Origin of the sequence: Posidoniimonas polymericola, from assembly GCF_007859935.1 — a bacterium.
GTDB classification, from domain to species: domain Bacteria; phylum Planctomycetota; class Planctomycetia; order Pirellulales; family Lacipirellulaceae; genus Posidoniimonas; species Posidoniimonas polymericola.
On record NZ_SJPO01000007.1, the window covers coordinates 153671 to 165551 of the forward strand.

Here is an 11881-nt window from a genome sequence, read left to right on the forward strand (position 1 = left end):
GGAATCGTTTGCCCGCAATGTCTGGACCTTCCCACAACCAGCCTTCTCCTGACCGCCGCGCCTTCCTCAAGGGGACCGCGGCCGCCGCGTCGATGGCGCCGCTGCTCGCGCGCGCCGACGCCATCATCCCCAAGACGCACACCGGCGTGGACGAGACCCTCCGCATCGGCCTGATCGGCTGCGGCGGGCGGGGCTCGGGCGCCGCGATCGACGCCCTGCACGCCGACCCCAACACCAAGCTCGTCGCGATGGGCGACGCGTTCCCGGACCGCGTCGAGAACGCGTTGTCCGCGATCTCGTTCGACGAGGAGGTTGGCGACCGGGTCGACGTTGGCCCCGACCAGATCTTCACCGGGTTTGACGCGTACAAGGGGGTTATCGACAGCGGCGTCGACGTGGTGCTGCTGACCACGCCGCCGCACTTCCGTCCCCAACACTTCGAGTACGCGGTGGCGCAGGGCAAGCACTGCTTTGTCGAGAAGCCAGTGGCGACCGACGTGCCCGGCCTCAAGCAGGTGATCGAGGCCTCGAAGCAGGCCAAGGAGAAGAACCTGGCTGTGGTGTCGGGCCTGTGCTGGCGGTACGACCCCGGCGTACGGGCGACGATGGAGCAGATCCAGAACGGCGCCATCGGCGACATCGTCGCCGTCGAGTCGTCCTACAACGGCGGCACCCTGTGGCACCGTGGCGACAAGCCGGAGTGGAGCCGCATGGAGTACCAGATGCGCAACTGGCTGTACTACACTTGGCTCAGCGGCGACATCATCGGCGAGCAGGCGATCCACAGCCTCGACAAGACCGCCTGGCTGCTCGGCGACGCCAGCCCGGTCAAGGCGATGGGCATGGGCGGCCGCCAGCAACGCGTGCAGTCGAAGTACGGCAACGTGTACGACCACTTCAGCGTGTTCTACGAGTACCCCACCGGACAGAGCGTCTACTTCACTTGCCGCCAGCAGGACGGCTGCACGATGCACGTCGACGAGCTGGTGCACGGCACCAAGGGCAAGGCCCGGGTGCTCGCGCACGAGATCACCGGCGAGAACCAGTGGAAGTACGACGGCCCCAAGCCGAGCATGTACCGGGTAGAGCACGAGGAGCTGTTCCGCTCGCTGCGTGAGGGCAAGCCGATCGACAACAGCGATTACATGATCAACAGCACAATGATCGGGATCATGGGGCGCATGGCCGCCTACACCGGCAAGACCCTGAGCTGGGAGCAGGCCGTGTCGAGCACCCAGCGACTCGGGCCCGCCGAGTACGCCTGGTCGGATGTGCCGGAGCCCGCCCCCGCTGTGCCGGGGGTCACCGAATTTGTCTAGGACGCTCATCAACGCCGTCGGAATCGGGGTGCTGCTGGCGGGGGCCAACGCGGCCGCAGCCGAGCACGAGGACTACACCCAAGAGATCCCGGGGACCAAGGTCGCGTTCCCGATGGTGGCGATCGCAGGGGGCGAGTACGAGATCGGCAGCCCCGACGGCGAGCCCGGACGCCGACCCGACGAGGGGCCACGCCAGGTGGTGCGTATCGAGCCGTTCTGGATCGAGGCCCACGAAGTCACGTGGGCCGAGTACCGGCAGTTCATGGACCTCTGCAACGTGTTCGAGCGGTTTGACGACCTCGGGATCCGCCAAGTCACCGACCAGAACCGCGTCGACGCGGTGACCGCTCCGTCGAAGCTCTACGAGCCGAGTTTCACGTTCACCTCGGGCGAGGACCCCGAGCTTCCAGCGGTGTCGATGAAGCAGTTTGCCGCGAAGCAGTACACCAAGTGGCTCAGCCTGCTCACGGGCGAGTTCTACCGCCTGCCCACCGAGGCCGAATGGGAGTACGCCTGCCGGGCCGGGGCCGCCGGCGCCTACAGCTACGGCGACGACCCTAGTCAGCTCGACGACTACGCCTGGCACACCGACAACTCCGACGACGAGACCCACCTCGTTGCTCAGAAGAAGCCCAACGCTTGGGGCTTGTACGACATGCACGGCAACGCCAGCGAGTGGGTGCTCGACGCCTATCAGGAGGACGGTTACGCCAAGCTGCCTGGGACCCCGTTAGGGTTTGTGCCGGCGACCAAGACCTACCCCCGTGTGCTGCGGGGCGGCTCGGCGATGCTGGCAGCGGCCGACGCGCGTTGCGCCGCCCGCCGTGCGACCAATGACCCAGAGCTCTCGGAGTACGACCCCAACGCCCCCAACAGTCCGTGGTGGTACGCCAGCGACGAGTCGCAGGACATCGGGTTCCGCGTCGTGCGGCCGGTCAACCCGCCGCCGCGCGAGCAGTGGACCAGCTTCTGGGACGCCGACGTGCCGCGGATCCAGAAGATCGCCGACTTTCGCATCGACAAGGAAGGCCGAGGCGAACGCGGCCTGGTCGACAAGTCGCTGCCGGCGGCGATTGGGCAGCTGGGGCCCGTCGTTTCTGATCCACAAGAATAGCCCGGCGTCGGTGGGAGATCTCGTAGACCCCGTTTAGCGCACGGGTCTGTTCGTCTAGCGCAAGCCCCCGATGAGTCTGCGTTAACGCGAGGTTTACTGCTGCATACGCGAGAATTGACTCGCTTGACTGCGCAGCGCCGGACAGGCAGACTAAGGTTTCTGCCCCACCCGCACGCACCGCGAAGGGGGGGCCGACCCCGCCTCGTCCCTGCCTCGTTCGGGACCTCAAACAAGAGCACGCATGAACGATCGCGAGCCATCGCAGCAGTACCCGTTGGGCGTCTTCGCGAGTGTCGACGCCGGCCTGGGCGTCCGGTTGGACGTCGCCCAGGACCTGGGCGCCCCGACGCTGCACCTGCACGCCCCGCACCGCGGCAACCGCGGCCCCGACGTCGCGGCAGAGTTCCGTACGAAGCTCGAGCGGCGTGGCCTTCGCGTGACGGTGGTCTTTGCCGGCTTCGACGGCGAGAGCTACGCCGACATCCCCACGGTCGAGAAGACAGTCGGCCTGGCCCCGCCGGACACCCGCGCCGAACGCCTGGCCGAGCTGAAGGAGATCATCGACTTCACCGCCCAGCTCGGCGTCGAAGCCACGGGACTGCACCTTGGTTTCGTGCCGCACGACCCCGCCGACCCAGAGTTCTCGGCGATCGTCGACGCGACGCGCGATGCCTGCGACTACGCCCGCCAGCGCGGCGTCAACATCCACCTCGAGACCGGCCAGGAGCCGGCCGGCGTGCTGGCCACGTTCCTCGAGACCGTCCAGCGCGACAACCTGTACGTCAACTTCGACCCGGCCAACATGATCTTGTACGGCTGCGGCGAGCCGATCTTCGCCCTCAAAGAAATCGTCCGCTACGTCCGCAGCGTCCACTGCAAGGACGCCAAGTGGTCGGACTCTCCGGGCGAGACCTGGGGCCAAGAGACCCCGCTCGGCGAGGGGGACGTCGACTTCCCCGCGTTCCTGCGGACGCTGCAGGAGGGCGGCTACCGCGGGCCGCTGACCATCGAGCGCGAGATCCCTCAGGAGCCGGAGCGGCAGCGGGCCGAGATTGCGGCCGCCATCGCCTTCCTCAATCAGCTGCTGTCGGGATCGACGGGCAACGGCGGGGGATCGCTGTAATGCGCATCGGCGTCGCTGGCATTGGGTTCATGGGCATGGTCCATTACCTCTCGTACCAGGGGATCGAGGGCGCAGAGGTCGCGGCCATCTGCGACCCCAATCCGCGGCGGCGGGCGGGCGACTGGACCGGCATCAAGGGCAACTTCGGCCCGGCCGGCGAGCAGATGGACCTCACCGGCGTGGCGGCGTTCGAGTCGCTCGACGACCTGATCACTTGCCCCGAGGTCGACCTGGTCGACCTGTGCCTGCCACCCTCGCTGCACGCCGATGCGGCCGTGGCGGCGCTCGAGGGGGGGAAGCACGTGTTCTGCGAAAAGCCGATGGCGATGACCGCCGCGGAGTGCGACCGCATGCTGGCCGCCGCCGAGGCCAACGACCGCCGGTTGCTGATCGGCCACGTGCTGCCGTTCTTCCCGGAGTACGCCTGGGCGCTCGAGGCGATCGAGTCCGGCCGCCACGGGCGGGTAGTCGGCGGCAGCTTCCGCCGCGTGATCTCCGACCCGGCCTGGCTGCAGCACTACTGGGACGCCGCAAAGGTGGGCGGCCCGATGCTCGACCTGCACATTCACGACGCCCACTTCATCCGCAAGGCCTTCGGCATGCCAACGGGAGTCACCGCCCGCGGGTCGCTCCGCGAAGGGCTTGCCGAGCACTGGCACAGCCTGCTGGAGTTCGCGCAGCCCGGCCTGACGACTCACGTTGAGGGGGGAGTGTTGAATCAAGCCGGACGGCCCTTCCTGCACGGCTTCGAGATCCAACTCGAGCGCGCCACGCTGATGTTCGAGTTCGCGGTCACGACCACCGCCGACGGCGACCAGGCCGGGTACACCTGCCCGCCCACGATTCTCGAAGAGTCGGGCGTGGCGACGCGCATCGAGCTCGGCGACGGCGACCCAATGCACGCCTTCCGCCGCGAGCTGCAGCGCGTGGTCGAGGCTGTCGGCCAGGGCGCCGACGCCGGTCCGCTGGCGTGCGAGCTGGCGCGCGACGCCATCGTTATTTGCGACCTGCAGTCCGCCAGCCTGCGGGCGTCGCTCCAACAATAGTCACAACGTTCTTCCTGGAAACTTCCTGCGCTCAGACTCACATGACCTCGCATTCTTCTGATTCGATCGAACGCATCCCCTGCCGTGTCTTCCGCCAAGCCGTCGACGCCAGCCGCTCGGTGGCCCAGCAGATCGCCGCCATGATCCGCGGCCGCGCCGCCGAGGGCCGCTACTGCGTGCTCGGCCTGGCGACCGGCAGCAGCCCGACCGGCGTCTACGACGAGCTCGTGCGGATGCACCGCGAAGAAGGACTCAGCTTCCAGAACGTCGTGACCTTCAACCTGGACGAGTACTACCCGATGCAGCCCGCGGAGCTGCAGAGCTACGTCCGGTTCATGAACGAGCACCTGTTCGACCACGTCGACATCAAGCCCGAGAACGTGCACGTGCCCGACGGCACGCTCGCCGAGGGGGACGTCGCCGACTACTGCCGACGCTACGAGGCCCAGATCGCCGAGGCCGGCGGCATCGACCTGCAGCTGCTCGGCATCGGCCGCACGGGCCACGTCGGCTTCAACGAGCCGGGCTCGGGCAAGAACAGCCGCACCCGCATGATCACCCTCGACCGCGTCACCCGCCGCGACGCCGCCAGCGACTTCTTCGGCGAGGACAACGTGCCGCGCCGCGCGATCACGATGGGCGTCGGCACCATTCTGGACGCCCGCCAGGTGGTGCTGATGGCGTGGGGCGAGGGCAAGGCCTCGATCGTCGCCCGCGCGGTGGAAGGCGAGATCTCGACCATCGTCGCGGCGAGCTTCCTGCAGGAGCACCCGAACGCCCAGTTCGTTCTCGACCAGGCCGCGGCCGAGCAGCTGACGCGGTCGCAGGAGCCGTGGTCGGTCGGCCCGGTCGAGTGGAGCGACAAGATGATCCGCAAGGCGGTGATCTGGCTCGCCCAGAAGCTCCAGAAGCCGCTGCTGAAGCTCACCGCCGAGGACTACAACGAGGAGGGCCTGCAGGACCTGCTCGCCACGTGCGGCTCGGCCTACGACCTCAACCTCCGCGTGTTCCGCACGCTGCAGGCGACCATCACCGGCTGGCCGGGCGGCAAGCCGGAGGGACGCAAGCAGCCGGGCGACCGGACCCGCCCCGGCGACCACATCTTCCCGAAACGCGTGCTGATCTTCTCGCCGCACCCCGACGACGACGTCATCAGCATGGGCGGCACGCTGATCCGGCTGGTCGACCAGGGCCACGAGGTGCACGTCGCGTACCAGACGTCGGGCAACATCGCCGTCTTCGACGACGACGCCGAGCGGTTCACCGATTTTGTGGGGGAGTTCAACCGCCACTTCGGCATCGACGTCGACCGCACGGCCGAGCTCGAGAGCCACATCGACCGCTTCCTCAAGCACAAGCAGCCGGGCCAGGTCGACAGCGAGGAGGTCCAGTTCATCAAGGGCGTCATCCGGCGCACCGAGGCCCGCGCCGCCGTGCGGTGCTGTGGCGTCTCGGACGAGACGCTGCACTTCATGGACATGCCGTTCTACGAGACCGGCCGCGTCCGCAAGAAGCCGCTCGGCGAGGAGGACGTGCGGATCACGGTCGACCTGCTGCGGCAGGTGCAGCCGCACCAGATCTACGTCGCCGGCGACCTGTCCGACCCGCACGGCACGCACCGGGTGTGCCTGTCGGCCGTGCTCAAGGCCTGCGGCGAGGTCGCCCACGACGAGTGGTACGCCGACAGCCAGATCTGGCTGTACCGCGGCGCCTGGCAGGAGTGGGGCCCCGACCAGATCGAGATGGCCGTCCCCATCAGCCCCGAGGAGCTGCTCCGCAAGCGGGTGGCGATCTTCAAGCACGAGTCGCAGAAGGACAAGGCGCTGTTCCCGGGCTCCGACCCCCGCGAATTCTGGCAACGCGCCGAGGAGCGCAACCGCACCACCGCCAAGCTCTACGACCAACTCGGCCTGGCCGAGTACGAGGCCATCGAGGGCTTCGTCGAGTGGAAGGGCGACATGAGCCTGATCTAGAGCCGGCGGCCGGCGCGCACAACCGATCATGTGGAACCTCCTTGGTGTGGTTGAGCAGTAGCCGGTGAGATACGCCTCACCGGTGGCCCACCGAAAACCTTTACGCTTGGGTCTTGTCCGAATCGTTAAGTCCGAAACATCGACCGGAGGAGACAAAACCCCCGGCCGAGCACTCCCGCTGAATCGCGTTTAAGGCTGCAGTAGCAGCGTTTACCGCATTTGCACGGCGCTCCGCCCGCGTGGTTTTGTCCCAGCCGCGCCGCGTTTTGTCCGATTCACCTGCCTGGTAACCTCCGGCGGAGGCCGGAGCGCAGCCCCGCTCAAAAGGCTTGCCGTCACGAGCGCAGCGACGACCCGATACTGCCGGCTTCCGCCGTCAGCTGCTGGGCTCGAGAGCTGGTTCCGCGCTAAGGGACGCTCGACTACGTTCCTCTATTGGACCGCGCGAGCAGGCGATTCTCTACAACGAAATGCAAGAAGGCCCCCGATTTTAGCACGGTGGTCCCCCAGCGTATCGGGCTTCGACGCGAGCGACGACGAAGGGTGGCATGCCCTATAGAGGACGTGCCACCCTGCGATCTCACGGGTAGCACCGACAGTCGGCCGGAAACCGGGCCGCAATCGTGTTCGCAACCAACGGCCGATTGTCGGTGTCGCTCGCGACAAGAGGTCTTAAAGGGATTCGAATGCAGGGAAGCCACAGAAAACTTGTTCAGCAGCCAGCGCCAACCAGAGTCCCCTTCTCTATCAGTCGCACGCGGAGGCGACCGGGTCAACCTCCTGTGCTGCGCACACCGACAATCGGCCGAATGGGCCCGGGATTGTGGTCAAGCGTGATGCGGCCGACTGTCGGTGCTACCCGACTTAGCGCCCCGCAGCTCGCCAGATCTCCAGCAGCCCGCCGCCCGACGCCGGCTCGGCGTCTTCAACCGGCGCGTGCGCTGCTTCGGTCGCACCGTCCTCGTACGAAGCCGGCAGCAACTCCCCGTCGGTCGGCAGCGCCCCGATCGGCGCCTCGGGCGGCGTCGTCGGGGCCGAGGTAACGCAGCTCTGGCACTTCTGCCAGGCCGCCAGCGCCGTGCGGCGGACCCGCGTGGAGCGCTCGCAGGGGTTGCCGTCGTCGTCCGTGCCGCTGGCGCTGATGAACAGCGCCTTGGTGGTGGCCGGCGTGCAGCAGCAGCCCGACAGCAGGGCACGGGCCGCCTCGAGGCGGACGCACTCGTCGCGGTCGGCGCGGAGCGAGGCGATCAGCGCGGCCTCGGCCTCGGGGTAGTAGCGGCAGTCGAGTCCGGCCAGGTACGCCACGGCCTCGCGGCGGAGCTTGGCTTGGCTCTGTTCGGCCTTGATCGCGGCCGCGGCGGCGACCCCGGGCGGCGGCGGTGGCGGCGGCTTGGGCGTGGCGCCGGGCGCCATGCCGGCCGGCTTGGTCGCGTGCAGCTCGATCGCGCCGGCGAAGTGGTTGTCGTTCGGGACCGGGATCAGGCCGCCCGTCAGCTTGCTGACCGGGCGGATAGCGTTGGTCAGGAACTTGCCCGCCGCCGAGGTTTGGCACCGCAGCTTCACCCGCCGGCACGCCCAGGAGGCATTGGCCCAGAAGCCGGTCGGCGCCGCGACCGGCTCGACCGGCGGCGGCACGATCGGCCCTGCCATCGCTGAGGGCGCCAGCACCGCTAGGCAGAGCGCCGCAATCGAGACACTGGCTGCCACGCGCGTCGCCACGCTTCCCGCCCGAGCCCTGAGAGGGCCTACTTTACGGCGATCGTTCATTGGTCGACCACAGTCCGGGGGGTGAGGATGACGATTAGAGCAACTGAAGCGGTCCTGCATGAGTCTTACTTCGGCAGCCGACGGCCGCAAATCACGTCAAATCCAGCACCCAGCCCCAGCTGCCGCATGATCCCGCCCCGACGACGCCAGCACTGCTGTCGCGGCCTCGTGGTGGGCGCCGCGCTCTGGCTGACGCTGCTGGCGGCGCCGTCGGTTGCGCAAGAGGAAGTGCTGCGGCTGCCCTTGCCGCTGCCCGAACCGCCGACCTTCGAGGCGGTTCCTGTGCCGGTCGAGCCTGTTCCAACGCCCGCGGGGGTGGTCGAGCCGCTGGCGCCGGCGGCGGTCGGGCCGGTGGTGGAGTTCACCTTCTGCGAGTTCTGCGGCGACTCGTGCGGCGGGGGCGGCTGCTGCGGCGACTGCCGCGGCGCCTCGCGGTGGGGCCGGTTCGTCCGTGGCGTGTACCGTGGCATCTGCTGCCCCGACCCGTGCTACGACCCCTGCTGGCGCCCGCTCGCCGACGCCGCGTTCTTCACCGCCGCGGTGAGGCCGGTCAACCAGCAGCGGTTCCGCTGGGACCACGGGGAGGACATGCTGCACCCCGACCGGGCCGAGTACTTCTGGGCCCGAGCCAACGGCGCCGGCCCCGGGCCGTCCGCCGGCGCGGCGCCGTCGGGGTTCGGCGGGCTCGACTACGACGAGCTGCGGCACTACTCGGAGGTCGCCCACGGCTCGTTCGGCGCGTCGTTCGAATACAGCTACCGCTCGCTCGACGTCGACGGCCAGCACTTCGCCGGCTTCGGCGACATGACCATCGGCGCCAAGTCGATCCTGTTCGACACCGAGCTGGTGCAGGTCGCCTTCAAGATGGACACGCACGTGCCGCAGGGGTCGTCGCTCAAGGGGCTGGGGACCGGCCACGTGTCGCTCGAGCCCGGGCTGGTGTTCGGGCTCAACCTGTCGCAGAACTCGTTCCTGCAGGGCGAGCTGACCGAGTGGATCCCGCTCGGCGGGACCAGCGGGTACGAGGGGGCCATCTTCCGCTACAACTTGGGCTACAACCGCGTCATCGCCCGCCCGCACCCCTGCGTGCCGATCATCAGCGTCACGGAGCTGAGCGGCTGGCGGTTCCAGGACGGCGCCTTCACCGCGTTTGACGGCACGACCCGCCCCACCAGCCACGCGACCTTCCTGAACGTGTCGAGCGGGCTGCGGGTGTTCTTCTGCGACAAGGCCGACTTCGGCTTGACCTACGCTGTGGCGGGCTCGAGCCAGTCGTGGACCGAGACGCTGATCCGCACCGAGCTCCGCTTTCGGTACTAGCCCGTGGCGCCGGCAGGCGGCTTTTTCCAGTCCCAGCCGTCGAGCACATCGCCGGTTTGAAGGCCGTCGTTGGCGTCGGCGGGTTCGACCGCCTGCCGCCCCAAGAGTTCGGCCGCCAGTCGGGCGGCGAGAGTGGGGTCGATCGCCGGCCGGGCGGCGGGCGGGGCCTCGGCGGTGGGCGCAAGCTTCTGCTGCTGGGCGGCAATCTTTTGGCGGTTGGCGGCGGCCGCCGCGTCCGCCTTCTGCTGCTTGGCGGCCAGCTCGGCCTGGGCGGTCTGGTGGGCGGTCTCGAGCGTGGCCAGGCTGTGGTGCGACGCGGCGGCGACCTTCTTCAGTTCGCGGCGGAGCTCGGGGTCAAGCGGTCGCTCGACAGCCAACTGCAGCTCGGCGTGCAGTTGACGCAGCGCGTCGACAATCGGCGCGACCGTTCCGTCGGGGATGACTGGGTTCATAGCGGGCTCACTCTTGGGGCTTCGTTGCGACTCAGGCGGAGCACGCGGTGTGGGGCAGCGGGGGGCAGGCCAGGGCGTCGCAGCTCGGGCAGAACGCGGCCCGCCAGAGCCGGTCCCACGGCCCGTCCCAGCGGAGGCCCAGTTCGCGGGGCAGCTGGAACGCGCTGGAGCAGGCCGGGCAGACGTCTTTGGAGGTGGGGGCGGCCTTTGCGGGGCCGACCGCCACCAGCACGCCGCCGGCGACCTCCTCGGTGCGGTACGGCGGGGTCCAGAGGGCGAGCAGCTCGTCGTGCAGCAGCCGGTGGTTGGGGCCGAGCAGAGGGTCGTTGAGCGTGACGCTGTGGTCGTCGATGGCGGTGAGCACCGAGAAGTGTCCTTCGTCGTGCGCCGCCAGCAGGTGGTTAACGATCACCCGCCAGCCCGCCTCGTGCAGAGCGGTGAGGGCGTCGAGCGGGCGGTCGCCTACCTGCAGGCAGACCGCCGGGCGGCCGTTGGCGATGGCGTCGGCCGCCAGCAGGTGGGTCGGGACCCGCATGCCGTGGTTGCCCGGCCGCGCGACGCTGCGCCAGACGTCGGACAACCGGGGGCGGCCGCCGAGAGAACCATACACCATCATCAGGGCCGCGGCTCCGCAGGTCCGCTCGCAGCCGTCGATGCGCTGCTGGGGGCAGTAGGGGATCAGGGCGGTGCTCATGCTTGCGGGTCCCGGGGCGGGGCGTGGGTCCACGGACTGGGGTTGGTGAGGGTCTCGGCCGCCATGCGTAGCGACTGGTACAACGACTGTTCTCGCTTCGCCGCGGCGGGCGCCGCGGCTACCATCTGTACGCAATTAGCGACCAGCTTGGCCCACACGCCCGCCGGGGGCGGCACCTCGGGGCAGTCGGGCAACGACACGCTGCCGCCGGACCAGAAGGCGGCTCCCGCCAGAGCGCCGGCCGGTTTGGTGTAGCCGGCGGCGTCGGCCGCCTGCTGGGCGCCACGGCGGGTGGGCTCGTCGTGCTGCAGCACCCACTTGACCGCGGCGTCGACGGCGATGGTCTCCGGGCACTCGAGGTCGGGGCCGGCCTCGGCGGCGCGGTCCCGCAGCTTGTTCCAGACGCACAACGCGCCCCACCAGACGGCCCGCCGCGGCCCCATCCAGACGGCCGCGAACCGCACGGCGGCCTCGAGCCGCCGCTCGTCAATCAGGCGGGCGAAGTACGCGTCGGCCGTTTCGGGGTTGAGCCGCGCCGGCCACGGTCCGACCGTGGCGTACGCCGCGCAGATCGCGTCGGCCGGCTCGCCGGTCGAAGGCTCGACGCTCGGGGGTGGGGAGGGGGCGGGGTTCGCCATCGTTGTGCCTAACCAATCAGGACCGTCGGGGCGCCGACGACAATCGATCCGCCGTGCGACGTCGAGTCGCCCATCCGAGCGGCGGGCGCGCCGCCCAGCAGCACGGTGGTGCTGCCCATCGCCACCGCGTCGGGCGGGCCGACGCAGACCGCCGAGTCGCCGACTACCGAGGCCGGCATCGACGCCACCAGCACGGTCGGCGCGCCGGGGCCGACGATCGGCCCACCGACGTGCGGTATCGGCGGCACGCCCGGCGTGACCATCGGGCAGACGTGCATGTCGGTGAGCCTGGCGGCTGGCATCCCCATGTTGTCCTCTTGCGCGTGTTGCTTGCTGGATCGGGTGGCGGTTGCCAAGGAATGACTCGAAAACAATTTCCGCAGTATCTCTGAAATCCCCCTCACCTAACCTCTCCCCCCTTGGGGTCGAGCGATT

11 protein-coding genes are annotated in these 11881 nt (G+C 69.1%); 6 read left to right on the plus strand and 5 right to left on the minus strand.

Annotated features, from left to right (window positions below; genetic code table 11):
* Positions 1 to 17 precede the first annotated feature (17 nt).
* The 5 genes from Pla123a_RS15250 (at position 18) to nagB (ending at position 6575) form a co-directional block, all read left to right on the plus strand.
* Positions 18 to 1319, plus strand: a complete 1302-nt coding sequence (locus tag Pla123a_RS15250) for a Gfo/Idh/MocA family protein (RefSeq protein WP_146588466.1) — start codon at positions 18 to 20, stop codon at positions 1317 to 1319.
* The gene (locus Pla123a_RS15255; RefSeq protein WP_197527998.1) at positions 1312 to 2433 is read left to right on the plus strand and encodes a formylglycine-generating enzyme family protein; all 1122 of its coding nucleotides are present in this window, start codon (positions 1312 to 1314) and stop codon (positions 2431 to 2433) included. The genes Pla123a_RS15250 and Pla123a_RS15255 overlap by 8 nt, the downstream gene beginning before the upstream one ends.
* Before the next feature lie 241 nt (positions 2434 to 2674).
* On the plus strand, positions 2675 to 3556 hold the full coding sequence (locus Pla123a_RS15260; RefSeq protein WP_146588470.1) for a sugar phosphate isomerase/epimerase family protein: 882 nt from the start codon (positions 2675 to 2677) through the stop codon (positions 3554 to 3556).
* Entirely contained in the window at positions 3556 to 4602 is a 1047-nt protein-coding gene (locus Pla123a_RS15265) for a Gfo/Idh/MocA family protein (protein ID WP_146588472.1), read from the plus strand. The genes Pla123a_RS15260 and Pla123a_RS15265 overlap by 1 nt, the downstream gene beginning before the upstream one ends.
* A 14-nt stretch (positions 4603 to 4616) precedes the next feature.
* Complete coding sequence (nagB, locus tag Pla123a_RS15270; RefSeq protein ID WP_391542600.1) at positions 4617 to 6575, plus strand: glucosamine-6-phosphate deaminase; 1959 nt, start codon at positions 4617 to 4619, stop codon at positions 6573 to 6575.
* A gap of 864 nt (positions 6576 to 7439) precedes the next feature.
* Here nagB and Pla123a_RS15275 read toward each other — a convergent pair.
* Complete coding sequence (locus tag Pla123a_RS15275; protein WP_146588475.1) at positions 7440 to 8282, minus strand: hypothetical protein; 843 nt, start codon at positions 8280 to 8282, stop codon at positions 7440 to 7442.
* A gap of 186 nt (positions 8283 to 8468) precedes the next feature.
* Here Pla123a_RS15275 and Pla123a_RS15280 point away from each other — a divergent pair, with 186 nt between their 5' ends.
* Positions 8469 to 9662 carry a hypothetical protein gene (locus tag Pla123a_RS15280; RefSeq protein ID WP_146588478.1) on the plus strand — a complete coding sequence of 398 codons (1194 nt, stop codon included), beginning with the start codon at positions 8469 to 8471 and terminating at the stop codon, positions 9660 to 9662.
* Here Pla123a_RS15280 and Pla123a_RS15285 read toward each other — a convergent pair.
* The 4 genes from Pla123a_RS15285 to Pla123a_RS15300 are packed head-to-tail and all read right to left on the minus strand — an operon-like array spanning position 9659 to position 11748.
* Positions 9659 to 10114 (minus strand): hypothetical protein, encoded by a 456-nt coding sequence (locus Pla123a_RS15285; protein ID WP_146588480.1) that lies wholly within the window; start codon positions 10112 to 10114, stop codon positions 9659 to 9661. The genes Pla123a_RS15280 and Pla123a_RS15285 overlap by 4 nt on opposite strands.
* 31 nt (positions 10115 to 10145) lie before the next feature.
* A complete protein-coding gene (locus tag Pla123a_RS15290) occupies positions 10146 to 10808 on the minus strand; it encodes a papain-like cysteine protease family protein (protein WP_146588482.1) in 663 nt (220 codons plus the stop codon).
* On the minus strand, positions 10805 to 11446 hold the full coding sequence (locus tag Pla123a_RS15295) for a DUF6931 family protein (RefSeq protein ID WP_146588484.1): 642 nt from the start codon (positions 11444 to 11446) through the stop codon (positions 10805 to 10807). Before Pla123a_RS15295 ends, Pla123a_RS15290 begins: the two co-directional genes overlap by 4 nt.
* 8 nt (positions 11447 to 11454) lie before the next feature.
* Complete coding sequence (locus Pla123a_RS15300) at positions 11455 to 11748, minus strand: PAAR domain-containing protein (RefSeq protein ID WP_231956489.1); 294 nt, start codon at positions 11746 to 11748, stop codon at positions 11455 to 11457.
* Between the last annotated feature and the right edge of the window lie 133 nt (positions 11749 to 11881).

Excerpts from the sequence above, each read along its gene's own strand:
- Pla123a_RS15250 (WP_146588466.1), top strand. The coding sequence starts at position 18 with ATGTCTGGACCTTCCCACAACCAGCCTTCTCCTGACCGCCGCGCCTTC.
- Pla123a_RS15260 (WP_146588470.1), top strand. The coding sequence starts at position 2,675 with ATGAACGATCGCGAGCCATCGCAGCAGTACCCGTTGGGCGTCTTCGCG.
- Pla123a_RS15265 (WP_146588472.1), top strand. The coding sequence starts at position 3,556 with ATGCGCATCGGCGTCGCTGGCATTGGGTTCATGGGCATGGTCCATTAC.
- Pla123a_RS15280 (WP_146588478.1), top strand. The coding sequence starts at position 8,469 with ATGATCCCGCCCCGACGACGCCAGCACTGCTGTCGCGGCCTCGTGGTG.
- Pla123a_RS15285 (WP_146588480.1), bottom strand. The coding sequence starts at position 10,114 with ATGAACCCAGTCATCCCCGACGGAACGGTCGCGCCGATTGTCGACGCG.
- Pla123a_RS15290 (WP_146588482.1), bottom strand. The coding sequence starts at position 10,808 with ATGAGCACCGCCCTGATCCCCTACTGCCCCCAGCAGCGCATCGACGGC.
- Pla123a_RS15295 (WP_146588484.1), bottom strand. The coding sequence starts at position 11,446 with ATGGCGAACCCCGCCCCCTCCCCACCCCCGAGCGTCGAGCCTTCGACC.
- Pla123a_RS15300 (WP_231956489.1), bottom strand. The coding sequence starts at position 11,748 with ATGCCAGCCGCCAGGCTCACCGACATGCACGTCTGCCCGATGGTCACG.